This window comes from Parabacteroides chinchillae, from assembly GCF_900108035.1.
In the GTDB taxonomy this organism is placed as follows: domain Bacteria; phylum Bacteroidota; class Bacteroidia; order Bacteroidales; family Tannerellaceae; genus Parabacteroides; species Parabacteroides chinchillae.
In genome coordinates, this window is the sequence record NZ_FNVS01000003.1 from 96,453 (window position 1) to 122,726 (window position 26,274).

The following is a 26,274-nucleotide window of genomic DNA, read 5'->3' on the forward strand; positions in this document are numbered from 1 at the left end:
AGAATATTGATGCGTGTATAGGGTTATTTTGAAAACTTGCCTATTTCTCTTCCTCTATAATCATACCGCTGCCAAGGCAAAGATGGTGTTCTTTGTCGTAAACCACACCATATTGACCGGGAGCTATTCCTTGAATTTTGTTGTCGGATTCTATGCGGTAAAGGTCGCCTATGCGGCGAATACGTCCGTGGGTAAATTCCGGCGTATGACGGATCTTGAACATAATTTCCTTTTCGTCGGCAAAATCTCCCCAAGGGTCTTCTGTAATGAAATCGAAGCCATTTAGGTTAATTACTTTGCCGTACTGCGTTTCCGGGTCATAACCGTTGGAAACATAGATAATGTTGCGTTTGATATCCTTCTTGATCACAAACCAAGGGCCACCGCTTAAGCCTAAACCTTTGCGTTGTCCGATGGTATGAAACCAATAACCATTATGTTTGCCTAAAATTTTTCCAGTCTCCAGTTCTACAATTTTGCCTACGCGTCGTCCTAAATAGCGCTCTATGAAATCGTTATAGTTAATCTTTCCTAAAAAGCAAATGCCTTGGCTATCCTTGCGTTTGGCACTGGGGAGTTTTTGCTCTTCTGCGATAGCACGTACCTCGCTTTTCATTAAATGGCCAATAGGGAACATCAGTTTCCTGATTTGTAAACGGGTGATTTGTCCGAGGAAATCGGTCTGGTCTTTTACCGGGTCTTTGGCTGTCGAAAGCCATACCTTGCCGTTTATTTCTGTTGTCGTGGCATAATGGCCGGTTGCTATCTTATCAAAGTCTTTACCCCATTTATCTTCAAAACATCCGAACTTGATGAATTTGTTGCACATCATGTCGGGATTTGGTGTAAGGCCGCGTTTAACGGAATCGATCGTATAGCTTACGACCCGTTCCCAATATTCTTCATGCAGAGAAACCACTTCAAATTTGCAGCCATATTTACGGGCAATATAAGAAGTGATCTCGATGTCTTCTTCTGCAGGACAGTCTATGTAGCCGTCTTTATCCTCCATTCCTATCCGGATATAGAAGATGGTGGGATTGTATCCCGCTTCCTTTAACATGTGAACAACTACAGAACTGTCTACTCCTCCTGATACTAATGCTGCTACTTCCATAAATTAAAATATAAAGTGCAAAGGTACTGTTATTTTTTTAGATAACAGAGAGTCAGGGTGGCGGCAATAAAATAAATCCTTTTGCCGTTGATTATAGGTGTTTCATCGGGGTGAAACAAAAGTTTTATGCTGAAGAAACAAAAGTTTCATCCTAATGAAACAATAAGGAGTTCTTTAAGCAAGGCTAAAAGTTTTGCTATTTGTTTTCGGAATGTGGTAAAGTGGTTATCTTTGCATGATAACCCGTTTTTAATATACATTATAGAAAGAACTTCAAGATATAATATAGTATGAAGAAAATAATAGTATCACTTATGACTGCAATGGCGATGACAGCCTGTATAGGCCAAAAGGCTGAGAAGGCCGAAGTAAATAACAATGATTTTGATTATGTTGCAGATCAATTTGCCGACCTGCAAATACTTCGTTATAGAGTACCCGGCTTTGAGTCTCTTTCTCTGAAACAAAAGCAGCTTCTGTATCATTTGTCTGAAGCGGCATTGATGGGACGTGATATTTTGTATGACCAGAATAACCGTTACAACCTGGCTATCCGCCGTACACTGGAAGCCATTTATCAAAATTATGAAGGAGATAAACAAAGTCCGCAGTTTAAAGCATTGGAAATTTACCTGAAACGAGTTTGGTTTGCTAATGGCATTCATCATCATTATGCTGAAGATAAATTTATTCCAGCCTTTACCCCAGAGTTCTTTGCAGATTGTGTCCGACAGGTTGATGTTGCAAAGCTTCCTGTTCGTGACGGACAGGGCGTGGAGCAGTTGATACAGGAGTTGTCTCCTGTATTGTTTGATCCTGCAGTAATGGCTAAACGAACGATTCAGAGTGGAGATGAAGATATTATATTAGCTTCGGCCAATAACTATTATGGTGGCGGTATTACCCAGCCGGAAGTTGAAGCTTATTATGGGAAAATGAAAGATCCGAAAGATCATACGCCTGTTTCGTATGGATTGAATAGTCGCTTGGTAAAAGAAGACGGAAAAATAGTTGAGAAGGTTTGGAAAGTCGGAGGATTATATTCTCAGGCAATAGAACAGATCGTGGCTGAACTGCAAAAGGCAGTGCCGTTTGCTGAGAATGATGCGCAGAAAGCTATTATAGAAAAGCTGATAGAATATTATAAGACCGGAGATTTGAAAACCTTTGATGCCTATTCTGTTTTATGGGTGGAAGATACGGACTCGGAGGTAGATTTTGTAAATGGTTTTATCGAAACATACGGTGATCCGCTGGGAATGAAAGCCAGCTGGGAATCGACTGTTAACTTTATAAACAACGAAGCCACTAAACGTACAAAATTAATTAGCGACAGTGCCCAATGGTTTGAAGATCATTCTCCTGTAGATACCAGGTTTAAAAAGGAAAAAGTAAAAGGCGTTAGCGCAAAAGTAATTACAGTAGCTATGTTAGGTGGCGATTGTTATCCGGCTACTCCGATTGGCATTAATCTTCCGAATGCAGATTGGATTCGCCGGGATCATGGTTCAAAGTCGGTGACAATAGAGAATATTACGGAGGCATACGATAAGGCTTCCCAGGGAAACGGCTTTAACGAAGAGTTTGTATGGAGCGAAACCGAGCGAAACGCTTTGAATAAATACGGTTTTATAACAGATAATTTACATACCGACTTGCATGAATGCCTGGGACATGGTTCAGGAAAACTGCTGCCAGGTACCGATCCGGATGCATTGAAGGCTTATAGTTCTACACTGGAAGAAACCCGTGCCGACTTGTTTGGTTTGTATTATCTGGGCGATCCTAAAATAGTAGAATTAGGACTTGTGCCGGATGCAGAGGCATATAAGGCTGAATATTATAAATATATAATGAATGGTTTGATGACTCAACTTGTCCGTATTGAAAAGGGAAAGAATGTAGAAGAAGCTCATATGCGTAACCGTCAGCTAATTGCCAAATGGGTATTTGAAAAAGGAAAAACCGACAATGTAATAGAACTGAAAAAGAGAGACGGAAAGACTTTTGTTGTTGTAAATGATTATGCTAAGCTGCGCAATCTGTTTGGAGAACTGTTGGCCGAAGTGCAGCGTATTAAAAGTGAAGGAGATTTTGTAGCCGGCAAGAAACTTGTGGAAGATTATGGTGTAAAAGTGGATTCGGAACTGCATGCCGAAGTGCTGGAACGTTATGCCAAACTTAATCTTGCTCCATATAAAGGATTTGTGAATCCGGTTATGAAAGAGGTGAAGAATGAAAAAGGTGAGGTGGTAGATATTGTTTTGGACTATACAGAAGGCTATGCCGATCAGATGCTTCGCTATAGTAAAGAATATTCGTTCTTGCCTTCTTATAATTAAAAAGGCAATTGATAGTTGGCAGTTAGGGCTATGACAGAAGATAAGATAAAGGAAATACGCACGCATTTGCGTCTGGCAATGAATGGTGTTATTTCAACCAGTATGCGTGAAAAAGGAATTGTTTATAAATTAAACTTCGGTGTTCCGTATCCTGAAGTAAAGCAAATAGCAGCGTTGTATGAGAAAGATGCAGATTTGGCTGCTGCTTTATGGAAAGAAGATATCCGGGAGTTTAAGATGCTGGCTACGATGTTACAGCCTGTAGAGACCTTTACAATGGGGCAGGCTAAACAGTGGATGGCGGAGATTCCTTATTTGGAAATTGCGGAACAATGCAGCAGGAACTTGTTTAGTAAACTGTCCTTTGCCGGAGACTTGACTTTAGAGCTTATCAATAATAAAAAAGATAAATTTTCCCGGACTCTGGCTTTCCTGATCTGGAGTGAATTGTTTAAAAAAGGACAGAATGTTATGCTTCCCGTCAGTGCTGAGGTTCTGGTATCGGAGTTGATGCATACGGTAACTGATGAAGAGTCCGGTGCTTCATTAATGGAGCGGCAGGCGGCTATAAGTGCCATGAAATTTTATGGTCGTCAGTCAGAGGTACAGTCCATGCAGATATTAAGCGGGTTCGAACAGATTCACGTTTTTGAAAGCCGTCCGGACTTGCAGGAAATTTATAATGAATTAAAATTTGAATTTGAATATTACCTCTAAGGCTTTGCGTTTAAAATAAATGCGCTAACTTTGTCGTTCGCGTGGCTTGCAAAAAATGGAAGCGAAAGAATATACCGAAATGCAGACTTTGTTTACCGAGTATCTTACTGATAAGAAATTGCGGAAGACTGAGGAAAGATACACTATATTGAAATATATATGTGCTTTCCCCGGACATTTTGATATGTGCATGCTCCATCAGCAATTAGAAGATGGTAATTTTCATGTTAGCAAAGCTACGCTTTATAATACGCTGGAAGTATTGGTTGATGCCGGGCTGATTGTACGTCATCAGGTTAATACCAAGGTCGTACAGTATGAATTGAGATTGTTGGCAGATACGCACCTGCATCTGGTTTGTACGAAGTGCGGGGCAATACGTGAAGTGCGTAATAATATATTGAAGGCGGATCTGGATAGTTTGAAAATATCCCGGTTTACGCCGGAATATTACAGTTTATATATTTATGGCATATGCAGTAAATGCAAGTATAAGTATAAAATGCAGAAATTGAGTAAATAGAATATTAACAGCCTATTATATATAGAAAAATGAAAGTAGATGTTTTATTAGGATTGCAATGGGGTGACGAAGGCAAAGGTAAAGTTGTTGATGTCCTGACTCCGAATTACGATGTGGTAACTCGTTTTCAGGGTGGTCCCAATGCAGGGCATACTTTAGAGTTTAACGGTGAAAAGTATGTGCTACGTTCTATCCCGTCCGGTATCTTTCAGGGAGGAAAAGTAAATGTTATCGGTAACGGTGTGGTTCTGGATCCGCTATTGTTTAAACAAGAAGCAGAAGCTTTGGCTGCCAGTGGGCATGATTTGACAAAGCAACTGTATATTTCAAAGAAAGCCCATCTTATTCTTCCTACGCATCGTATTCTGGATGCTGCCTACGAAGCTGCCAAAGGTTCTGGAAAGATCGGAACCACAGGTAAAGGCATCGGTCCTACTTATACCGATAAGGTTAGCCGTAACGGTGTCCGTGTAGGTGACTTGCTATATAATTTCGAAGAAAAGTATGCTGCCGCAAAAGGCCGCCACGAGTCTATTCTGCGCTCATTGAACTATGAATATGATATAAAAGAATTGGAAGCTCAATGGTTTGAAGCGTTGGAATACCTGAAACAGTTTAAGTTGATAGATAGCGAACATGTAATCAATAACTTCTTGAAAGAAGGCAAGTCTGTTTTGGCAGAAGGTGCTCAGGGTACAATGTTGGATATAGATTTTGGTTCATATCCGTTCGTAACTTCTTCCAATACGATCTGTGCCGGATGTTGTACGGGTTTGGGTGTTTCTCCCCGTAATATAGGCGACGTATACGGTATTTTCAAAGCTTATTGCACGCGTGTAGGCAGCGGACCTTTCCCTACGGAGTTGTTTGATAATACAGGCGATATGATTTGTGAATTGGGTCATGAGTTTGGTTCTGTTACCGGACGTAAACGTCGTTGTGGCTGGATTGATCTGGTAGCTTTGAAGTATGCTGTAATGATAAACGGTGTTAGCCAGCTTATCATGATGAAGAGCGATGTGTTGGATACTTTCGATACAATTAAGGCTTGTGTGGCATATAAGATCAACGGAGAGGAAGTGACCGAATTCCCTTATGAAATAGAAGGAACCGTAGAACCTGTATATGTTGAATTGCCAGGTTGGAAGACTGATATGACAAAAATGCAGAGCGAGGATGAATTCCCCGAAGAATTTAATGCTTATTTGTCATTCCTGGAAGAAGAGTTGGGGGTTCCTGTTAAAATCGTTTCTGTTGGCCCGGATCGTGAACAGACGATTGTCAGATATACAGAAGATTAATTAAAAATAAGATACAAAATGGCAGAAGACCACATCCCGTAAGGGCTGTCTACTGCCATTTTTATGTTTGGCAGACTTTTTGCCGTAGGTTTTATAAACAAACTAAATTAGAAAGAAATTTATGAGCATGTATTGGATTATATTTATAGGCTTTGCTTTATTAAGTTGGTTGGTATCTTCTCGTCTTAAAAATAAGTTTGAGAAGTATTCAAAGATACCTATGCCGAATGGTATGACCGGAAAGGATATTGCAGAAAAGATGTTGCACGACAATGGAATCTATGATGTAAAGGTAATTTCAACACCGGGACATTTGACTGATCATTACAATCCTGCCAACCATACAGTAAACTTGAGTGAATCTGTTTATTATAGTAATAGTATTGCCGCCGCTGCCGTGGCTGCTCACGAATGCGGACATGCGGTGCAGCATGCTACAGCTTATGCTCCGTTGAAGATGCGTTCGGCATTAGTGCCGGTGGTAAGCTTTGCCTCGAACATAATGACATGGGTATTGTTGGGTGGTATGTTATTGATCCACCAGTTCCCTCAGTTGTTGTTGTTTGGTATAATCTTATTTGCTTCAACCACCATATTCAGTTTTATTACCTTGCCCGTGGAGATAAATGCCAGTCAGCGTGCTTTGGCATGGTTAAATCAGGCAGGTATAACGAATGCATATACACATGATAAAGCGGAAGATGCTTTGCGCTCGGCTGCTTATACGTATGTGGTTGCCGCTTTAGGTTCGTTGGCTACATTATTATATTATATAATGATATTCCTGGGAGCGAGAAGTAGAGACTGATGAGGGAAGTAGGTAAAATAAAAGCCTGAGGTTTGATGCCTCAGGCTTTTTTATTTAGAAGAATGTTTATTGCCTTTTTCTCTAGCCATTCATCATATTTCATCCACGCAAAGAAGCCAAAGGCTATTAATAGCACACCTTCCATTGGTATGAAATGATCCAACTGAAAGGTGAAATATCTCTCATGAATGATGATATATGCTTTCACAAATATAAGAATTAAAACCTTGCTGTCAACTAACTTGCCGGATAAACTTTCCTATTTCTACAAAAGCATTACCTTTGTGGCCGGAATAATAAATAACAAGTTAGTCATGCAAAAACCATCTATCCCAAAAGGTACACGCGACTTTTCGCCCGAAGAAATGGCGAAACGTAATTATATATTTAATACAATCCGTGAAGTTTATCATCTGTACGGATTTCAACAAATAGAAACTCCGGCAATGGAAAACCTTTCTACATTGATGGGAAAGTATGGAGAAGAAGGTGATAAGCTGCTTTTCAAGATATTGAATTCAGGTGATTGTTTTGCAGGTATTACAGATGAAGAATTGTTAGAACGCAATGCTGTTAAATTTGGAGTGAAAGCTTGTGAGAAAGGTCTGCGCTATGACCTTACTGTTCCTTTTGCCCGTTTTGTGGTTCAGCATCGTAATGAGATAAGTTTTCCGTTTAAACGGTATCAGATACAGCCTGTATGGCGTGCCGATCGTCCGCAGAAAGGACGTTACCGTGAGTTTTACCAATGCGATGGAGACGTTGTTGGTTCAGACTCTTTGGTTAACGAAGTGGAATTGGTGCAGATCATGGATGAAGTATTCCGTCGTTTTGGCATCCGCGTTTGTATAAAGATGAACAACCGTAAGATTCTTTCCGGTATTGCCGAATTTATAGGTGAATCGGATAAGATTGTTGATATTACGGTTGCTATCGACAAACTCGATAAGATCGGTTTGGACAATGTAAACGAAGAACTTCGCAATAAAGAACTTTCGGAGGAAGCAATCCGGCGTTTGCAACCCATCATCATGCTGAATGGAACGAACGAAGAGAAAGTTAGCAAACTGCGTGATATTCTTGCAAATTCTGAAATCGGTTTAAAAGGAGTAGATGAACTTGCCTTTATCCTGGATCGGCTAAAACATACATCTTTGCACGCAGAATTGGAACTTGACTTAACATTAGCACGCGGTTTGAACTATTATACCGGCGCAATATTCGAAGTGAAAGCGCTTGATGTGCAAATTGGTAGCATCACCGGAGGCGGACGCTATGACAATTTGACCGGGGTATTTGGTATGGAAGGTGTATCGGGTGTTGGAATATCATTTGGAGCTGATCGTATTTTTGATGTATTGAACCAGCTGGATCTGTATCCTGCCGATTCTTTACAGACTACTCAATTATTGTTTGTCAACTTTGGAGAAAAGGAAGAAGCTTACTTGTTCCCTCTTGTTGCTAAAGTTCGTGCAGCAGGTATCCGTACGGAACTTTATCCCGAATCTGCCAAAATGAAAAAGCAAATGGGATATGCCGATACCAAAAAGATACCTTTTGTTGCTATTGTTGGCGAGACAGAGATGGCAGAGAATAAGATTAACTTGAAAAATATGATTACCGGCGAGCAAACGCTGGTGACTATAGACGAGCTGATCTCCCAATTTAAATAATACCGGATGATTTTATGAAGTCTTTATATCTATATTCATTTGCAGGAGCATTATTTTCCTTATTTGCGTCTTGTACTTTCCAGCCTAGGGCAGAATGGGTAACTACTACGGATTCTATTCCATGGGTAAAGCAACCGGATATTCTGTCTGCATCGTTGGACACGATACCTAATATAGATGTAACCGTTTGTGTGGATGAACCCCAGCAACAGATTGACGGCTTTGGCGCTTGCTTTAACGAATTGGGCTGGCTATCATTGAATAAACTTTCACCTAACGAACGGGAAGATATTATGCAAGAACTGTTCTTTCCGGATGAAGGCGCCAATTTTACTATATGCCGTATGCCGGTGGGAGCCAACGATTTCTCTCGCGACTGGTATTCGTATAATGAAACAGATGGCGATTTTGCTATGGAACAATTCACTGTAGCCAACGATTTGCAGACGCTCATCCCTTTTATCCGCAATGCGCAGAAGTACCAGCCGGAATTACGTCTGTGGGCTTCTCCCTGGTGTCCCCCATCGTGGATGAAATACAATAAACATTATGCTTCGGCTTATACCGGAGAAAATTATGACGAGAAGTACCGCAATGGTTTGCCGCTTGATAAAGTAGGGCGCGAAGGTACGGATATGTTCATACAAGATTCTTTGTATTTACGGGCTTATGCCCTTTATCAGCCCGTACTTCAGGCTCATTCTATTTCTACCCTTCTTATAGATTAATAGGAAACATATCAATATTAAAATGTCAGTATGGAAGATTTTATCTTTTTCATATTGACATTTTATGCTTTTGGGCTGCTGGAAATTAAATTCGTCCTTGGTGAATAATGATTTTTACCAGGCTGGAAATTGATTTTTATCCGGGTCAAAAGAATAAAACTTCACGATAAAAAAGATAAATATTCAGCTCTTTAAAATTAATACGGCAGGTGTTTTGTGGCAAATAATAAACAAATGAGACAAAATAGAAAGTCAACCTGTCAGTCGTGTCTGCAATTGAATGTCGTATCTTGTGAAAAATTGTCAGTCTTTTTTCTACCAACCGTTTTGGCACAGAATTGGTATATATATAGGCGTGTGTGACAAACACACAAATTACAGTAATATTATTAACAATTAAAATAGAAAAGAAGATGAACATTAAACCATTAGCAGACAGAGTGCTGATTAAGCCCGCTGCAGCAGAAGAAAAGACACTTGGCGGAATCATTATTCCCGATTCAGCAAAAGAAAAACCTTTAAAGGGTGAAGTTGTTGCCGTAGGTAACGGAACAAAGGATGAAGAAATGGTTGTGAAGGATGGCGATACTGTCCTGTACGGTAAATATGCCGGAACGGAAATCGAACTGGATGGTGAGAAATACCTTATCATGCGTCAATCTGACATTTTAGCTATTATCTAATTTTCATTATTCTGAAATATAACATTAAAGACTATAAATATCATGGCAAAAGAGATTAAATACGATATGGATGCCCGCGACCTTTTGAAGAAAGGTGTAGATGAGTTGGCCAATGCTGTAAAAGTAACATTAGGCCCGAAAGGACGTAACGTAATTATTGAAAAGAAATTTGGTGCTCCTCATATTACTAAAGACGGTGTAACGGTTGCTAAAGAAATCGAACTGTCTAATCCATTTGAAAATATGGGTGCGCAGTTGGTTAAAGAAGTTGCTTCTAAAACTAACGATAATGCCGGTGATGGTACAACTACTGCTACAGTATTGGCTCAATCTATCATTGGCGTAGGTTTGAAAAACGTTACCGCAGGTGCTAATCCTATGGATTTGAAACGTGGTATTGACAAGGCTGTTGGAAAAGTTGTTGAAAGTATTGCTGCTCAGGCAGAAGAAGTTGGCGACAAATTCGAAAAGATCGAACACGTAGCTAAGATATCTGCTAATGGCGATGAAAACATCGGTAAGCTGATTGCAGAAGCTATGCAACGCGTAAAGAAAGAAGGCGTTATCACAGTAGAAGAAGCCAAAGGAACCGAAACTACAGTAGACGTAGTAGAAGGTATGCAGTTTGACCGCGGTTATATCTCTCCTTACTTCGTAACCAATACTGAAAAGATGGAATGCGATATGGAGAATCCATATATTTTGATCTATGACAAGAAGATTTCTGTATTGAAAGACCTGCTTCCTATTCTGGAACCGGCTGTACAGAGCGGACGTCCTTTGTTGATTATTGCAGAAGACATTGACAGCGAAGCTTTGGCTACATTGGTAGTTAACCGTCTGCGTGGCTCTTTGAAGATTTGTGCTGTTAAGGCTCCGGGCTTTGGCGACCGTCGTAAGGCTATGTTGGAAGATATCGCTGTATTGACTGGCGGTACTGTAATTTCTGAAGAAAAGGGCTTGAAGCTGGAAGGTGCTACATTAGATATGCTGGGTACAGCAGAAAAGGTTACTGTAGACAAAGATACAACTACAATTGTAAACGGAGCAGGTGATAAAGCTGCTATCCAGGCTCGTATCGGCCAGATTAAGACTCAGATTGAAAATACGACATCCGATTACGACAAAGAAAAACTTCAGGAACGTTTGGCTAAAATGGCTGGTGGTGTTGCTGTATTATATGTAGGTGCTCCTTCTGAAGTAGAAATGAAAGAAAAGAAAGACCGTGTTGACGATGCTTTGCATGCAACTCGTGCTGCAATTGAAGAAGGAACAGTTCCTGGTGGTGGTGTAGCTTACATCCGCGCTATCGAAGTTCTGGAAGGCATGAAGGGCGAAAACGAAGACGAAACTACAGGTATTGAAATTGTTAAAAGAGCAATTGAAGAACCGCTTCGCCAGATTGTAGAAAATGCAGGTAAAGAAGGTGCCGTTGTTGTACAGAAAGTAAAAGAAGGCAAGGGCGACTATGGTTACAATGCCCGTCTTGACAAATATGAAAACTTGTGTGCAGCCGGTGTAATCGACCCAGCTAAGGTAACTCGTGTAGCTTTGGAAAATGCAGCATCTATTGCAGGTATGTTCCTTACAACTGAATGTGTTATCGCTGATAAAAAAGAAGATACTCCAGCTATGCCTCCAATGAATCCGGGTATGGGTGGCGGAATGGGCGGTATGATGTAATCAACAAATCCCATTAATATAAAAGCAACGGCTGTTTCTTATTAAAGAAGCAGCCGTTGTTGCATTAATATATGTAATTAAAGTATAGGGGATGATTATAGCTCGACTTTTTAAAATAGGGATAAAAACAAAGAAGTAATTTTGATATATAGAAAAAACAATTACCTTTGCAGCGCATTCGGAAGAGTACGAAACAAAGTATGAGATTGCCCAGGTGGCGGAATTGGTAGACGCGCTCGTTTCAGGTGCGAGTGGTTTTGCGATCGTGCAGGTTCGAGTCCTGTTCTGGGCACCAGATAAAAGCGGACAGATTATTATTTGTCCGCTTTTATTTTGTGGTTGCGCTGCAAATCTGCATAATTGTAGTTTCTTCATTATTTCTTATATTTACAACCAAAATAGGAGAGATGCAACAATATACGGAAGATGAAATAGTAGAACAACTACGTGATCCGACCAAACAAAGGGATGCCTTTACGTTGGTGGTGGACATCTATGGTGAAAAGTTATATTGGCAGATACGTAAAATGGTGTTAAACCATGATGATGCCAATGACTTGCTGCAAAACACCTTTCTAAAAGCATGGACAAATATTGATTATTTCAGGGGAGAAGCCAAATTATCCACCTGGCTTTACAAGATAGCTATAAATGAATGCATCACTTTTCTTAATAAACAGCGGGCTATTAATAACGTGTCGGTGGACGACACAGATGTTTTTCTACTGGAACGTTTAAAGGGTGACGAATACTTTGATGGCGATGCTACCCAGATGAAATTACAGGAGGCTATTCTTTCTTTGCCTGAGAAACAGAGGTTGGTATTTAATATGAAATATTTTGACGATATGAAGTATGAAGATATGTCGGATGTTTTAGGTACCTCGGTAGGTGCGCTTAAAGCCTCGTATCATCATGCCGTAAAAAAAGTAGAAGAGTTTTTAACGAAAGATATTTAAACCTTTTTGTCGAATTATCGTCAAAGGAGTATTAAAAGAAAAGAGAAGTATGAAAACTGAACAAAATAATCTGGAACAATTGAAAGGTAAGAATCCTTTTTCTGTGCCGCAAGGATATATGGAAGGGATTACTTCTCAAATAATGAACCAACTACCGGACAAACCGGACACAAGAGAAAAGCAAGTCTCTATGTTTGACCGCATACGCCCCTGGTTGTATATGGCTGCGGTTTTTGCTGGTTTGGGCTTATTCTTTAAAGCGATAGTGGGAATACAGCAAAAGGAAGAAAATGTTTCAAATCCTTTAATTGTGAAAACTGCGGTTCCCTCAGAATCATTGGTAGCTATACAAGCAGAAGAAGATCAAGAATACCTGGAGTATCTGGAAGAACGGTATACTGATTATTTATTTGATCAAGAAATGGCGGATTCTGAAATAAATTGAAGATTTTGTCATCTAAATAAATTTTTTTTGAAAAAATACTTGTATGAATAAAATATTTTTTATTACATTTGTAGCGATTTCAGTTCTAAGCTCTATAAATGCTTTCGGGCAAGAGAAGAGACAAAGACATTTTGATAGGGAGGCGTTTCAAGCAAAAAGAAATGCATTTATAACGGCAGAGGTTGGCCTTACTCCAGAAGAAGCTGCATTGTTTATTCCGCTTTGTGATGAGTTCCGCCAAAAAACATTTGAAGCCAGTCGTTCTTGCAGAAAATTGAGTAAGCAGTTACGTTCTAAAGATACTCCTACGGATGTTGAGTACACTGAAGCAATAGATGCTTGTTTAGAAGCACATGCCAAAGAAGTGGAACTGGAAAAAGAGTATTTTAATAAATTTAAAAAAATACTCTCTCCTGAAAAACTTTATAAATATAAAGAGGCGGAAAACCGATTTATGAGAAGTTTTATAAGAGAATCGGGAGAAAAGAAGGTAGAGAAACAGAAAAAATAAAATATTATCATTATTTGTGTTTTTTGTTTAGATTTAGTTTTGGCGTTTAAGTTAAGGGAGGGGTGGCGACGTGATGTCGGTTCCCTTTTTGTTTTTATAGACCTTTCGCTTTTGCTTCATTCCAGAGTTTGTCCATATCTTCCAGAGTCATTTCTTTCAGAGATAACCCTTGTTTAATAGTATGTTCTTCAAGGTAATTGAAACGGCGTATGAATTTCTGGTTTGTACGTTCTAATGCATTGTCCGGATTAATTTTGTATAAGCGGGCCGCATTAATCAGGCTGAAGAATAAATCTCCGAACTCAGCTTCCATATTATCAGTTTCCATGTGATCGATTTCGGTTTTAAGTTCATTGAACTCTTCCCTGACTTTATCCCAAACCTGGTCTCGCTGTTCCCAATCAAAGCCTACATTACGGGCTTTGTCTTGAATGCGGTGAGCTTTTACTATAGAAGGCAGAGATGCGGGAACTCCTTCCAGTACGGTTTTGTTGCCTCCCTTTTCTTTGAGCTTGAGTTGTTCCCAGTTTTGTTCTACTTTTTGGGATGTATCGGCAGAAGTATCGCCAAATACATGGGGATGGCGGAATATCAGTTTGTTACAAAGACTATCGCATACATCTTTAATATCAAATTCTTGTTTCTCATCACCGATTTTTGCATAAAAGACAACATGTAGAAGTAAATCACCTAATTCTTTTTTGATGTTTTCATTGTCGTTTTGCATGATGGCATCACAAAGCTCGTACGTTTCTTCAATCGTATTTGTACGTAAACTCTCATTTGTCTGTTTGCGATCCCAAGGGCATTTTTCCCGTAATTCATCCAGAATATCGAGCAATCTGCCAAAGGCTTCCATTTTTTCTTGTTTGCTGCTCATTGTGTAATGTTTGTTTGTATTTACCGGAATGAGTAATGCAAAAGGACGCAGACTTTGCAGAATAATGATCTGCTTAATCAGCGTCCTTTATGTAATTCCGGTAAAACCGTTATTTATTTTGTTTTTCTTTGTATTGTTTTAGTCCGTTTTGCAGGAACTGGATGTATTTTGCAACGTCTTCATCGAATGCATAAGACGGTCCTAATGGCATTCCTTCATTATTTAATAATACATAGAATGGCTGTGCATTAGCTCCGAATTTGCTTCGTTGCAGATAACTCCATTTATCTCCGTAAGTTTTTAGTTTACGTACTTTGCCATGTTCTTCTATTTCAATAGGAGCGGGCAACTTTGTTTTATCGTCGACAAATAATGTAATTAATACATAATCTTTTTCCAGTAACTGTTTAACTTTGGGATCAGTCCAGACAGAAGCTTCCATTTTACGGCAGTTTACACAACCATAACCGGAGAAATCGATCATAACAGGTTTATTCACCTTCTTGGCATAAGCCATACCTGATTCGTAATCGTCGAAAGCAGCATGTACTTCATTATCATACAGGTTAAAATCCTGTGTATATAATGGAGGAGCAAAGGCGCTGATTGCTTTTAGTGGGGCTCCCCAAAGTCCTGGTATCATATATACGGCAAATGAAAAAGAAATAATTGCCATAAATAAGCGTGGTACAGATACATATTTTACATCACTGTCATGGCTAAACTTGATTTTGCCTAACAGGTAGCTTCCTAATAAGAAGAATATAATAATCCAGAGTACGATAAATACTTCACGATCCAGTAAGCGCCATCCATAAGCTAAATCCGCAACGGAAAGGAACTTTAAAGCTAACGCTAGTTCGAGGAAGCCTAATACAACCTTAACTGAGTTTAGCCAACCGCCCGATTTTGGCATACTCTGCAACATATTCGGGAAGATTGCAAAGAAGCTGAATGGTATTGATAATGCTAATGCGAAACCGAACATTCCGATTGCCGGGCCAACTGCTGTGCCCATTGAAGCTGCCTGAACAAGTAAGGTTCCGATGATAGGACCCGTACAAGAGAAAGACACCAATACTAAAGTAAACGACATGAAAAAGATACTTAAAATACCGGTAGTAGAATCTGCTTTATTATCCAGCTTGTTTGTCCATGAAGCAGGTAATACCATTTCGAATGCTCCGAAGAAGGAGATTGCGAAAACTACCAGCAACAGGAAGAATATAATATTAAAGATTGCATTTGTTGATAAGTCATTCAACGCGCTGGCTCCGAAGATACCGGTAATAAGCAATCCCATTATCAGGTAAATAACAATGATGGAAATACCGTAAGTGATGGCATCACGAATTGCTTTTTTACGATCTTTTGTGCGTTTCAGGAAGAAACTGACAGTCATCGGTATCATTGGCCATACGCAAGGCGTAAGCAATGCGATTAAACCACCAAGGAATCCGGCGAAGAAAATAAATAACCAAGATGTGTCTGCGGCTGAAACTGTTGAATCTCCATATCCTTTTAACTCGCTGATAACCGGAGTCCATAAAGCTGCATCATCTGTCAATGCATTGCTTATTTTTGCAGGAGACGGAGTTTTATCTGTTAAATCAGGAGTAGTAAGTTCTTCTGCCTCCTGGACTACTTTTTCCGTATCAGGTTGAAGGGCGGTTACATCATCTTTGTCTGTAGTCGGATTTATGTTTGCTGCAGAAGCGTCCATCTGAATATTCTTTTTGTCAAAAGAAAAATCGACGTGATCCGGAGGTAAACATGTTTCATCATTACAAGCCATAAATTCGATCTGTCCTTCTACTTTGAATTTGGCAGGATCGGTCACCTTTATTTTTTGAGTAAAAGAGACAGTTCCCGGGTACCAACGCAGATTCATAGCAAACAGCTCGTCATAAACCGTGGTTGGTTTGACGGAGGAGACCGGTTTACCGATTAGTTCGGCTCCCTTCAGAGTCTCAAAGGTGAATGACGTAGATACTGGTCCTCCTTCTGGCAGATCCATATCATAGAGATGCCAGCCTCTGTCAGAAGTAGCGGTGAACACAATTTCTTTTTCCGGAGAAGCTGAATCCTCCAGTTTAACTTTCCATTTTACAGGCGTGAGTATCTGAGCCTGTATAGTTAGCGTTATCAGTGCTAATGCTAAAATACTAACGAGTCTTTTCATGTTTTTATAATTGTTTCTAAGTCTGTTTAGCTAAAGAGTTGAAAGCGTCTGGTATGCGCGTTTCAAAACACATTTCTTCTTCCGTTTCGGGATGAATAAAATAAAGTTTCCGGGCGTGCAGCATCAAACGTCCGGTGGGGTCGGTTTCCGCTCCGTATTTATAATCTCCTGTAATAGGATGACCGATAGATTGCATTTGTGCGCGTATCTGGTTTTTGCGGCCTGTTTCCAGTTCCAGTTCCAGCAGAGAGTATGAACCATTACTTCTTAATACTTTGTATCTGGTAATTGCTTCTTTCCCATCTCCGGCTGATGTAACATATACCTGCATTTGTGCATTTTCTACGAGGTTTGAAACGATAAGGTCGGTATCTTTTTCCGGACGACCTTCTACGACGGCTACATAACTGCGTTGTGTAATCATTTCATTCCAGTTGGATTGCAACACTTCTTGTATGCCACGACTTTTGGCGAACATCATTAAACCGGATGTTTCCCTATCCAAACGGTGCAACACAAATATTTTGTTTCTTGGGTCAGACTTCTTTACATAGTCGCTTAATATATGGTATGCAGTACGCTCTTTTATACGATTGTTCGAAACAGAGAGCAAGCCTTCCCTTTTATTAACGACAATCAAATAGTCGTCTTCCCAAATAATATTTAATAATGGATTATTAAATGCAACTTTACCGCGCTCATAGCTGATTCCGACTACATCATTTGGCTCCAACTGTGTGTCGAATTGGCTGGTTACTTTCCCATTAACCGAAATTTGTCCTTTGCTTAGTAATGCTTTTACGGAGCTTTTACTTTGCTCATTCAGCTGTTGAAACAAAAAAGAGAGCAAGGTGTTTTGTTCTTTTACTGTAACCTTGCGTCCTCTTGGAGCTCTTGGCTGATTTGCGCCTTTGTAATTTGAGCGTCTTCTCATATTCGTTATGTATATAGTTTACAAAGATACTGGCATTTAGGGAATGCTGCAATAGATATTGATATAAACCGGAGAATAAATACTGTAATTTAAAAACAAAAATCCTTTACTCTGTCTCTCGGATTTACTTTTGCTTCTGATAAAATAAAAACAGGGAAGCCGAAAACTGAATAGGGTAGGCAGTCTTAAAAAATAATAGAATTATGGCATTAGTAAAATTGAAAGCAATTTCTCAGGATACTTGGTTAAGTTCCGGTGGTGGCCCTGCGCGATATGGGGTTTGCTATTATATGTGTAACTTTTTTCTGGCAAGTAATGTCGGAATGAATAATGTTCAGGCTTTAGAATATTGTATAGCACAACAGTATGGTGCTGGATTTCATGTTGGAAGCTTTGGTTATTTGAGAATGGGAGCATTAGGTAAATAATATATAGATATTGTCTTTTTATTTTATCGAGACGATTTTTAAAATGATCGGGATGGTTTGAAAAAATGATCCCGATCATTTTAATAGTGAATAACACTAACCTAAAGGAAGAATGAGAAGTTTGGTTTCTTTCAAATAATGTATGGAATTGAATAATACTATATATAATGTACGCGCGTACATTCTTTTATATGTATATTGATAAATATGTAATGATTCTGTAAGTGTTTGTATATTAGGAATAAAAGAAAAGAATAATGACTGGAGAAAACGATCGTTTATATTTGTCATTGCAAAGGTACATGTTTCTTTGATTTATGCAACCCTTTTGAGATAATTTTTTATCAATCTATCTTCTTTCTTATCAACGGTATAGCCTATTAATTACAAAACAACCGATTCGTTTGACAAACCTTTAAAAAACGGCAAAAAAATGACTAATCTAAACGATCGTTTTCGCTAGTCATTTTTGAACTTTTATTTTGGTGTAAACGATTGAATAATAGAGCTTTTAATTAAACATTAGTATTAATATTAAATTTAGAATTATGAACAAGAGATTCTCTACTCTTTTAGCCATCGCACTGATGGCCGGTGGATTATCAGCAAGTGCGCAGAGTGTGGACAAATATACTCCTGATGGTGTACTTGCTACTGGTATTCAGCCAACTAAGAATTATTATCACATTAAAGCTGTTGGTACAGACACTTATCTAACTGCAACTCGCGATGCTGCGGGTAGTGATAGTATTGCTACTATGTATCCTCAAAGCGGTGCATTTAGTTGCTCTGCTGCTTTGGACTCTGCAATGTGGCAGATTGATTTAACTGTAGGCGTTGACTCTGTATTTTCTTTTACCAACAAAGTAACGGGTGCTAAGTTGAGTGTAGCTAAAGAAGGTACAGCTGTTGTAAAAGATGGCATTTCTTCTTGGGCTTGGAAAACAACTGCAGGTGGTTATATCACTAATGGCAGTTCTTTAAGAGTTGATACATTAAGCACATCAGTAGACGGCATTCCTGCTCATACAGTTGTTGTTACTAAAGACGGTAAGTTTGGTGACGAAGCTGTTGCTGGTGTAGCATGGATGATTGTTAAAGCTGATAAGAAAGTTGCTTTAAGTGCAGAAGACTTAAATGGAATGAATGGAGGTTATTTCAATCTTGCATTTGGTAATGATGCTGCAGTTAATCCATTTACAAAATACAAAATTGAAGCTATTGCAATCTGTGAAGGAGGCGATGCTACTTATACAGATTCAGTGATGTTTCGTGCAATTGGTGCAGATGCTATAAAGAATGATTGGACTGGTAAGGCTGGTAACGATTCATTGTTCATTGTCTCAGATACATTGAGCTTGCATAGTGCTCCTGCCGGTGCTAGCTGGTCGGCAGATAAAGCTGGTTATAAGTTTGCATTGGATACATTAGTACGTAAAGGACAGAAGGGCGGTATTTTTAATGCTGTAGAAGGTGATACTCTTGCTGCGAATGGTCGTGATCTTTCTACTTACAAATTCTTGGTAACAGCATGTAAAGATCGTATTGCTGGTGATTCTTTGATTATTGCTACATCTGTATCAAAAGGTGTTTCTGCAGATCCTCATACTGACTTTATTAATACAAAGGGTGTTTCAACAGACGTAGTTGTTGGTATATCTAATGATGCAACAGGTACTAAAATTGTAACTACATTGGAGAGCGAAACTAATACTTTGATTGAATTCCCGCAGGGTTCTAAGTATACAGGTTTGGATGATTCCAAAAAGTATTTTATCCAATATACAGGTGGTACTAATAAAGGTAAATATTTTGTAGTTGCATTTACTAAAGATCAGAATGCTCCGGCTACAGGTGTTGCTGCCTCTGCTTCTCCGTTAGTGCCTGCTACTCAATGGGCTGTTAAAAAATTAACTTCAGGAAACTATACAATATTTAACCGCGAATTTGCAAGCAAGACATTTAGATTAAATCAGCCTATTTATGAAGCTGGTGATGCTGGTTACAAGACATCGGCAGATGACAAAAATACATTCAAATTTATTGAAGTTGGTACAACTGACGAATATGTAGGTTACAAACATTTTACTCCTGTTGAATTAGGAACATCTTCTGTTGCTCTGAACTTCAATACTTCATTTGGTGATGATGTTCCGGTATATTTGAAAGATAAAGACTCTATTCTGTATGCTGCTAAGGGTGAAACTGCTGTTTCTTTCAAATTGGCAGAAGCTAATGGTGGTGCTGCTACATATGGCGATAAATTGAAACGTCAGGCTTATTTCTTGAAAGAATTTTTGGGTGACCGCGTTCTTGGTAAAGATGCAAACGGCAACTTAAAGTTGACAAAACGCTTGGATGGAACCAGAGATACTGTTGCGGTATTGCTGCGTGCTACAGAAGTTGCTAATAAGTATCAATTGGTTGTATTGAATGGTCAAGATGTTTATACAGACGATAAAAAGACATTTAACAATGAGGTAGATATGGCTGGTGACTCTTTAGTTGCAACAGCTGGTGGTACAGAAGGTAAATTGTTTACAGAAAAATTGTCATCATTGTTAGCTGGCTCATTCTCTGTAGAATTCCCTGATCTTCCTGATTTTGTAAATGTAACAGAAGACAAACCTGCTCATATGGTTATTCGTTCTACAGCTAATAATTCATTGGCTATCACAATGGGTGCTAAGGGTGCTGCTTTGTTGAAGAGTACAAGTGATTTGAAAGCTGATTCTTATTCAGAAGATAATTTGAAGATGTATGTTGATACAGCTATAATGACAGATGCTGCTAAACCTACATATTATATCTGTACAACACAAGGCGTAGATTCTGAAGATGTTGAAGCTGGTGTTGCCAATTACTTATCTATTAAAGACGGCAAAGTATCATTCGTTGCAGGAAAGCAGTTTGGTTTGAACGGTGTTGACAGCCTGTTGGTTGGTGATGACAAAGAATATGCTCCTAAAGCTCAGTTCTTGTTTGCTAATACTAAAACAGAAGGTCAATATAAGATTTACAACGAAGCTTCTAACAGCTATTTAGCTCAGAAAAATGGTGTAATCGTTGTTGCAGATGTAGACGATGCTCTTCCTTTCACAACAGAAGTAGTTGATACCCCAACCGGCAACGAATCAACAGAAGCTAACACTATCAGTGTAGTAGCTGGCGAAGGCAACGTAACAGTTTACGGTGCTGCTGGTAAGAAAGTAACTGTATCTAATGTATTAGGTCAGAAGACTACAATCGTTGCAACTTCAGACAGTGAAGTGATTGCTGCTCCTCAGGGTGTTGTTATCATCGCTGTAGAAGGTGAAGCTGCTGTTAAGGCAGTTGTAAAGTAAATTATAGAATGATTTATAATCAAATAATTATAATAAGTCATGCAAGGGTTCTCTTTAGGGAGAACCCTTCAGTAACTCGCGAGAGCGAACAAATGACCTATTAATACTAAAGTAATAAAAATAAGTTCTTCTGCCTGTATCTCTGGGAAGAGAGAAAGTAGATGCAAAATTCAGAGGTCATCTCAATAATGATTGGGACGACCTCTTTTGTGTTGTGTATAGGGTAAAATAGATATAATGTCATTTATTCATGTATGTAAATGATTGCTAAACTGATTACCTGTCTTATTTTTTTGTATTTTTGCAAACAAATTAGAATAAGAAAGAATATAAAATATGGAAATTGCAAGTAAGTATAACCCTGCAGAGGTTGAAGGGAAGTGGTATCAATATTGGTTGGATAATGGTTATTTCAAGTCTAAACCGGACGGTCGCGAGCCGTATACAATTGTTATCCCGCCTCCTAATGTCACGGGTGTATTGCATATGGGACACATGCTTAATAATACCATTCAGGATATTTTAGTTCGTCGCGCCCGTATGATGGGGAAAAATGCTTGCTGGGTTCCGGGTACCGACCATGCTTCTATTGCTACAGAAGCAAAAGTGGTTAATAAATTAGCTCAGGAAGGTATTAAAAAAACAGATCTGACACGTGATGAATTTTTGAAGCATGCCTGGGAATGGAAAGAAGAGCATGGTGGTATTATTCTGAAACAGTTACGTAAGCTGGGTGCTTCATGCGACTGGGATCGTACAGCTTTTACAATGGACGAAAAACGTTCCGAAAGTGTTTTGAAAGTGTTTGTAGACTTATATGCTAAGGGGCTTATTTATCGTGGTGTACGTATGGTAAACTGGGACCCGAAAGCACTTACTGCTTTGTCGGATGAAGAGGTTATTTATAAGGAAGAGCACAGCCGTTTGTTTTATTTACGGTATAAAATAGAAGGAGAAGACGGATATGCCGTTGTTGCAACAACTCGCCCCGAAACGATTATGGGTGATACGGCTATGTGTATTAATCCGAACGACCCTAAAAACCAGCATTTGAGAGGAAAGAAAGTTATTGTACCATTGGTAAACCGGGTGATTCCGGTTATCGAAGATGATTATGTGGATATCGAATTTGGTACAGGTTGTTTAAAAGTAACTCCTGCTCATGATGTAAATGACTATATGTTAGGTGAAAAATATAATTTGCCTTCTATCGATATTTTTAATGATAACGGTACAATCAGCGAAGCTGCCGGTTTGTATGTCGGTATGGATCGTTTTGATGTACGTGAACAGATTGCAAAAGACCTTGAAAAAGCCAATTTACTTGAAAAAGTTGAGGCTTATGAAAATAAAGTCGGTTATTCGGAACGTACAAGTGTTGCTATAGAACCGAAATTGTCAATGCAATGGTTCTTAAAGATGGAACATCTGGCACAAATAGCGTTGGAACCGGTAATGAAGGATGATATTAAATTTTATCCTCCTAAGTTCAAGAATACATACCGTTATTGGATGGAAAACATCAAAGACTGGTGTATCAGCCGTCAGCTTTGGTGGGGACACCGTATTCCTGCTTACTTCTTGCCGGAGGGTGGTTTTGTTGTTGCAGAAACTGCCGATAAAGCATTGGAACTGGCGAAAGAAAAAACCGGAAATCATAATTTGACTATAGCAGATCTGCGTCAGGATGAAGATTGCCTTGATACTTGGTTCTCGTCGTGGTTATGGCCTATCTCATTGTTCGATGGAATTAATAATTCGGATAATGAAGAAATCAATTATTATTATCCGACAAGCGATTTGGTGACAGGGCCGGATATTATCTTCTTTTGGGTGGCACGTATGATTATGGCAGGTTATGAATATCGTAATGCCATGCCATTTAAGAATGTTTATTTTACTGGTATTGTTAGAGACAAACAAGGACGCAAAATGTCTAAATCATTAGGAAACTCCCCCGACCCTTTAATGTTGATAGAACAGTACGGGGCTGACGGTGTACGTATGGGGCTAATGATGGCTGCCCCTGCCGGAAATGATATTCCTTTTGATGATGCATTGTGCGAACAAGGACGTAACTTTAATAATAAAATATGGAATGCCTTCCGCTTGGTAAAAGGTTGGACGGTAGATGAAACAATAGAACAGCCGGAAGCTTCCGCTATTGCTGTAAAGTGGTTTAAGATGCAGCTCGACAAGACTATTGCAGAAGTAGACGATTCATTCAATAAGTATCGCCTGAGCGAAGCAATGATGGCTGTATATAAATTATTCTGGGATGAGTTTTCTTCCTGGTATTTGGAGATGATTAAGCCGGGTTATCAACAACCTGTTGATAAGTCTACCTACTTATCAACACTCGGTTTCTTTGATTCTCTGTTACGCTTGCTTCATCCGTTTATGCCATTCATTACTGAGGAGTTATGGCAGGCGCTCGAACCTCGAAAAGAGCATGAAAGTATAATGGTTGCGCAGATGCCGGAAGTGGCATCTGTTGATAACTCTTATTTAGATGCATTTGAAATTGTAAAAGAAATTGTGGGTGGTGTTCGTACTATACGTTTGCAAAAGAGCATACCGAATAAAGATACTCTTGAACTACAGGTTTTAGGAGAACACCAGGATACATTTAATCCGGTTATTGCCAAGATGTGTAATTTATCTGCTATAGCAAATGTGGATGAGAAAACAGCAGGCGCAGTATCTTTCCTGGTACGCACAACCGAATATGCTGTCCCGTTGGGAAGTATGATTAATGTAGACGAAGAACTTGCAAAACTTAAGGATGAGTTGAAATATCAGCAAGGATTCCTTGCCTCGGTTATGAAGAAACTTGCTAATGAAAGTTTTGTAAACAAGGCTCCGGCTAAGGTGATTGACATGGAGAAAAAGAAGCAGGCCGATGCGGAAAGTAAAATTAAATCTATTGAAGAGAGCATTGCTGCTTTGCAGAAATAGATGTAACTATCTGCTACAACAAACTCTGTAATGAAGTATGTAGTAACTTTAATTCTTATTTTGATTACGATGCAGATGCCTATATCAGCACAATCAGGTGCTGATATAGACAGTCTGATTATTGAACTGAAAAAACTACCGGACAGTTGTAAATTGAAAAAGATTTATGATCTGGCCAATGAGAGTTTTCGTAATGACTCTTATGAAATTTATTCCAGCTTATTATTAAAGGAAGCTGAAAAGCAACGTAATAACTACTATATAGGAAGTGCCTTGTTCTTGCAGGCAATGTACTATTATGCGAAGAATGCCGATAGTATGCGTATTATTATGGAGAGAGCTGAACCGGTTTTGCTCCGTGATAATCGTTTGGAAGAGATATGCCGTATGCAGGGATGGAACATTTACAGCTATACTCGTGGCGGCCAAAAAGAAAAAGTGATTCCGGCTGTTAAGGCCTTGAAAGATTTTGCAAAGAGACATAATTTCCCTGACGGCGAAGACATGGCCAATCAGGCATTAGCCGATTATTATCTGAGAGAGGGACTGACGGAAGAGGGAGAAGCCCTTTATGAAGAAGTCCTTTTGGCTATGGAGAAGAAAGCGGCTCCTCTAATAAAACGTATTACCATTATACGTCATTTGCTGAACAGCTCGATAAGTAATAAAAAGAAAATTTATTATCTTGATAAACTTGATAATTACATAAACGAATGTAAAGAAAAAGGAGTGGAGTATCTGGATGCTGAAAATCCTTTATATACAGTTCAGTATTTATATCATCGTTCATATGCTATTATTGCAATAGAATTAAAAGAACCGGATATCGCTTTATTGCATTTGACGGAAGCCGAAAAAATTGTAAATAGAGAAAAACTCCATCGTGAAGATAGGGTTATTTTACAAATAAAATCATTGTATTATGAATTAATTGGTAAATATGATCTGGCTATAAAATTGAATGATGAGTTAATGTCATATTATGAACGGCGGAATCTGACTGATTTTGTAATGAAGATGATGTTTAAAAATGCTGATCTCTATAATTTAAAAGGAAAAACCTATGATGCGGCAAAAATTTATCGTTCATTGATTTTGAAAAAGGATTCTGTTCAGAAAGTTACTTTTTATAATGATCTGGCTAAGTTAAAAACACAACATGATATGGATAAATTGGAGTTGAAGACAAAGCAGATGGAGCTTGAAACTTCAAAAATCCATTCTCAGATGTTAATAATGGGAGGAGGATTGATATTTCTTGTTGTGATATGTTGTTTATTGGTTTTTATAGCTTATTCTCGTCATAAGTATGGATTGCAGTTGAAGGCTGCTAAAGAGAAGGCAGAGGAAGCGGATTGTCTGAAGTCTGCTTTTCTGGCAAACATGAATCACGAAATACGTACGCCTCTGAATGCAATTGTGGGTTTTTCTCAGGTCCTGATAGATGAAGAAAACCGTGAAGTCCGTGAGAAGCTGGCTGAAATTATACAAAACAATAATGAACTACTACAACGGTTAATAGCAGACGTTCTTGATGTTTCTAAAATTGAATCAAATTCGATGACTTTCATGTATGCAGAACAAGATTTACCTTCATTGATGGAAGAAATATACAGCGTTATTTTATTGCGTATGCCAGAACATGTTGAACTAAAGTTAGAAGAATGTCTTCCGGCTATTATGGAAACAGATCGTAACCGGTTAACCCAAATCTTAACCAATCTTCTGACGAATGCAATAAAACATACCCGGCAAGGATTTATCCGTTTTGGTTATACCCTGATTGACTCGAATGTCCGCTTCTTTGTTCAAGATACAGGCGAAGGTATTCCGGAGGAACAACAAAAACGTATTTTCTCACGTTTCGTCCAATTAAATGATTGGAGTAAAGGGGTTGGCTTAGGACTTGCTATTTGTAAAGGATTGATAGAAAAGATGGGAGGAAGTATAGACGTAATCTCAAGAATAGGGGAAGGATCTGTATTCTATGTGGTATTACCATTGAGAAATTCCGACTCTGATAATGATTCATAAATGCAACAAAACATCCGGAAAAAA

General features: G+C 38.9%; 20 protein-coding genes and 1 tRNA gene. 17 read left to right on the forward strand and 4 right to left on the reverse strand.

The annotated features are described in order from the left end of the window. Window positions 1-40: 40 nt before the first annotated feature. Window positions 41-1,117, reverse strand: a complete 1,077-nt coding sequence (mnmA, locus tag C4S38_RS03620; protein ID WP_103982588.1) for a tRNA 2-thiouridine(34) synthase MnmA — start codon at window positions 1,115-1,117, stop codon at window positions 41-43. Window positions 1,118-1,407: 290 nt separating this feature from the next. On the opposite strand from mnmA, the gene C4S38_RS03625 reads away from it, so the two are divergent. From C4S38_RS03625 to C4S38_RS03685, 13 genes are all read left to right on the forward strand, one after another. Further along, window positions 1,408-3,459: a dipeptidyl-peptidase 3 family protein gene (locus tag C4S38_RS03625; RefSeq protein ID WP_200817939.1), complete on the forward strand. Its 2,052-nt coding sequence runs from the start codon at window positions 1,408-1,410 to the stop codon at window positions 3,457-3,459. Between the two features lie 30 nt (window positions 3,460-3,489). Then, window positions 3,490-4,176 (forward strand): DNA alkylation repair protein, encoded by a 687-nt coding sequence (locus C4S38_RS03630; protein WP_103982589.1) that lies wholly within the window; start codon window positions 3,490-3,492, stop codon window positions 4,174-4,176. A 55-nt stretch (window positions 4,177-4,231) separates the two neighbouring features. Next, complete coding sequence (locus C4S38_RS03635; RefSeq protein WP_099464256.1) at window positions 4,232-4,699, forward strand: Fur family transcriptional regulator; 468 nt, start codon at window positions 4,232-4,234, stop codon at window positions 4,697-4,699. Between the two features lie 29 nt (window positions 4,700-4,728). Next, a complete protein-coding gene (locus C4S38_RS03640; RefSeq protein WP_103982590.1) occupies window positions 4,729-6,000 on the forward strand; it encodes an adenylosuccinate synthase in 1,272 nt (423 codons plus the stop codon). A gap of 121 nt (window positions 6,001-6,121) precedes the next feature. Further along, window positions 6,122-6,808: a zinc metallopeptidase gene (locus C4S38_RS03645; protein WP_099464254.1), complete on the forward strand. Its 687-nt coding sequence runs from the start codon at window positions 6,122-6,124 to the stop codon at window positions 6,806-6,808. A gap of 314 nt (window positions 6,809-7,122) precedes the next feature. After that, window positions 7,123-8,481, forward strand: a complete 1,359-nt coding sequence (hisS, locus tag C4S38_RS03650; RefSeq protein WP_103982653.1) for a histidine--tRNA ligase — start codon at window positions 7,123-7,125, stop codon at window positions 8,479-8,481. 14 nt (window positions 8,482-8,495) lie between these two features. Continuing rightward, on the forward strand, window positions 8,496-9,209 hold the full coding sequence (locus C4S38_RS03655; protein ID WP_234999281.1) for a glycoside hydrolase: 714 nt from the start codon (window positions 8,496-8,498) through the stop codon (window positions 9,207-9,209). A 413-nt stretch (window positions 9,210-9,622) separates the two neighbouring features. Next, window positions 9,623-9,892 (forward strand): co-chaperone GroES, encoded by a 270-nt coding sequence (locus C4S38_RS03660; RefSeq protein WP_103982591.1) that lies wholly within the window; start codon window positions 9,623-9,625, stop codon window positions 9,890-9,892. 42 nt (window positions 9,893-9,934) lie between these two features. Then, window positions 9,935-11,575: a chaperonin GroEL gene (gene groL, locus C4S38_RS03665; protein WP_103982592.1), complete on the forward strand. Its 1,641-nt coding sequence runs from the start codon at window positions 9,935-9,937 to the stop codon at window positions 11,573-11,575. A 208-nt stretch (window positions 11,576-11,783) separates the two neighbouring features. Beyond that, window positions 11,784-11,870: transfer RNA gene (locus tag C4S38_RS03670), tRNA-Leu, on the forward strand. A 112-nt stretch (window positions 11,871-11,982) separates the two neighbouring features. Beyond that, the gene (locus C4S38_RS03675) at window positions 11,983-12,534 is read left to right on the forward strand and encodes an RNA polymerase sigma factor (protein WP_103982593.1); all 552 of its coding nucleotides are present in this window, start codon (window positions 11,983-11,985) and stop codon (window positions 12,532-12,534) included. Window positions 12,535-12,583: 49 nt separating this feature from the next. Then, window positions 12,584-12,979, forward strand: coding sequence for a hypothetical protein (locus C4S38_RS03680; protein ID WP_103982594.1), 396 nt, complete (start codon window positions 12,584-12,586; stop codon window positions 12,977-12,979). Window positions 12,980-13,022: 43 nt separating this feature from the next. Next, window positions 13,023-13,490 (forward strand): hypothetical protein, encoded by a 468-nt coding sequence (locus C4S38_RS03685; RefSeq protein ID WP_099464249.1) that lies wholly within the window; start codon window positions 13,023-13,025, stop codon window positions 13,488-13,490. 94 nt (window positions 13,491-13,584) lie between these two features. On the opposite strand, the gene mazG is transcribed toward C4S38_RS03685, so the two are convergent. The 3 genes from mazG to C4S38_RS03700 form a co-directional block, all read right to left on the reverse strand. After that, entirely contained in the window at window positions 13,585-14,370 is a 786-nt protein-coding gene (gene mazG, locus C4S38_RS03690) for a nucleoside triphosphate pyrophosphohydrolase (RefSeq protein ID WP_103982595.1), read from the reverse strand. A gap of 109 nt (window positions 14,371-14,479) precedes the next feature. Then, window positions 14,480-16,552, reverse strand: coding sequence for a protein-disulfide reductase DsbD family protein (locus C4S38_RS03695; protein ID WP_103982596.1), 2,073 nt, complete (start codon window positions 16,550-16,552; stop codon window positions 14,480-14,482). Between the two features lie 16 nt (window positions 16,553-16,568). Further along, window positions 16,569-17,486, reverse strand: coding sequence for an RluA family pseudouridine synthase (locus tag C4S38_RS03700; protein WP_103982597.1), 918 nt, complete (start codon window positions 17,484-17,486; stop codon window positions 16,569-16,571). A gap of 203 nt (window positions 17,487-17,689) precedes the next feature. Between C4S38_RS03700 and C4S38_RS03705 the strand changes: the two genes are divergently transcribed. From C4S38_RS03705 to C4S38_RS15905, 4 genes are all read left to right on the forward strand, one after another. Beyond that, complete coding sequence (locus C4S38_RS03705; RefSeq protein WP_103982598.1) at window positions 17,690-17,914, forward strand: hypothetical protein; 225 nt, start codon at window positions 17,690-17,692, stop codon at window positions 17,912-17,914. Between the two features lie 548 nt (window positions 17,915-18,462). Beyond that, the gene (locus C4S38_RS16255) at window positions 18,463-21,258 is read left to right on the forward strand and encodes a DUF6383 domain-containing protein (RefSeq protein ID WP_146059442.1); all 2,796 of its coding nucleotides are present in this window, start codon (window positions 18,463-18,465) and stop codon (window positions 21,256-21,258) included. Between the two features lie 336 nt (window positions 21,259-21,594). After that, the gene (locus tag C4S38_RS03720) at window positions 21,595-24,216 is read left to right on the forward strand and encodes a valine--tRNA ligase (RefSeq protein WP_103982601.1); all 2,622 of its coding nucleotides are present in this window, start codon (window positions 21,595-21,597) and stop codon (window positions 24,214-24,216) included. Window positions 24,217-24,246: 30 nt separating this feature from the next. Further along, window positions 24,247-26,250 (forward strand): sensor histidine kinase, encoded by a 2,004-nt coding sequence (locus C4S38_RS15905; RefSeq protein WP_200817940.1) that lies wholly within the window; start codon window positions 24,247-24,249, stop codon window positions 26,248-26,250. The last annotated feature ends 24 nt before the right edge of the window (window positions 26,251-26,274 follow it).

What these genes read in the sequence shown, in the direction of transcription:
- mnmA (WP_103982588.1), bottom strand. Translation starts at nt 1,117, where the DNA reads ATGGAAGTAGCAGCATTAGTATCAGGAGGAGTAGACAGTTCTGTAGTT.
- C4S38_RS03625 (WP_200817939.1), top strand. Translation starts at nt 1,408, where the DNA reads ATGAAGAAAATAATAGTATCACTTATGACTGCAATGGCGATGACAGCC.
- C4S38_RS03630 (WP_103982589.1), top strand. Translation starts at nt 3,490, where the DNA reads ATGACAGAAGATAAGATAAAGGAAATACGCACGCATTTGCGTCTGGCA.
- C4S38_RS03635 (WP_099464256.1), top strand. Translation starts at nt 4,232, where the DNA reads ATGGAAGCGAAAGAATATACCGAAATGCAGACTTTGTTTACCGAGTAT.
- C4S38_RS03640 (WP_103982590.1), top strand. Translation starts at nt 4,729, where the DNA reads ATGAAAGTAGATGTTTTATTAGGATTGCAATGGGGTGACGAAGGCAAA.
- C4S38_RS03645 (WP_099464254.1), top strand. Translation starts at nt 6,122, where the DNA reads ATGAGCATGTATTGGATTATATTTATAGGCTTTGCTTTATTAAGTTGG.
- hisS (WP_103982653.1), top strand. Translation starts at nt 7,123, where the DNA reads ATGCAAAAACCATCTATCCCAAAAGGTACACGCGACTTTTCGCCCGAA.
- C4S38_RS03655 (WP_234999281.1), top strand. Translation starts at nt 8,496, where the DNA reads ATGAAGTCTTTATATCTATATTCATTTGCAGGAGCATTATTTTCCTTA.
- C4S38_RS03660 (WP_103982591.1), top strand. Translation starts at nt 9,623, where the DNA reads ATGAACATTAAACCATTAGCAGACAGAGTGCTGATTAAGCCCGCTGCA.
- groL (WP_103982592.1), top strand. Translation starts at nt 9,935, where the DNA reads ATGGCAAAAGAGATTAAATACGATATGGATGCCCGCGACCTTTTGAAG.
- C4S38_RS03675 (WP_103982593.1), top strand. Translation starts at nt 11,983, where the DNA reads ATGCAACAATATACGGAAGATGAAATAGTAGAACAACTACGTGATCCG.
- C4S38_RS03680 (WP_103982594.1), top strand. Translation starts at nt 12,584, where the DNA reads ATGAAAACTGAACAAAATAATCTGGAACAATTGAAAGGTAAGAATCCT.
- C4S38_RS03685 (WP_099464249.1), top strand. Translation starts at nt 13,023, where the DNA reads ATGAATAAAATATTTTTTATTACATTTGTAGCGATTTCAGTTCTAAGC.
- mazG (WP_103982595.1), bottom strand. Translation starts at nt 14,370, where the DNA reads ATGAGCAGCAAACAAGAAAAAATGGAAGCCTTTGGCAGATTGCTCGAT.
- C4S38_RS03695 (WP_103982596.1), bottom strand. Translation starts at nt 16,552, where the DNA reads ATGAAAAGACTCGTTAGTATTTTAGCATTAGCACTGATAACGCTAACT.
- C4S38_RS03700 (WP_103982597.1), bottom strand. Translation starts at nt 17,486, where the DNA reads ATGAGAAGACGCTCAAATTACAAAGGCGCAAATCAGCCAAGAGCTCCA.
- C4S38_RS03705 (WP_103982598.1), top strand. Translation starts at nt 17,690, where the DNA reads ATGGCATTAGTAAAATTGAAAGCAATTTCTCAGGATACTTGGTTAAGT.
- C4S38_RS16255 (WP_146059442.1), top strand. Translation starts at nt 18,463, where the DNA reads ATGAACAAGAGATTCTCTACTCTTTTAGCCATCGCACTGATGGCCGGT.
- C4S38_RS03720 (WP_103982601.1), top strand. Translation starts at nt 21,595, where the DNA reads ATGGAAATTGCAAGTAAGTATAACCCTGCAGAGGTTGAAGGGAAGTGG.
- C4S38_RS15905 (WP_200817940.1), top strand. Translation starts at nt 24,247, where the DNA reads ATGAAGTATGTAGTAACTTTAATTCTTATTTTGATTACGATGCAGATG.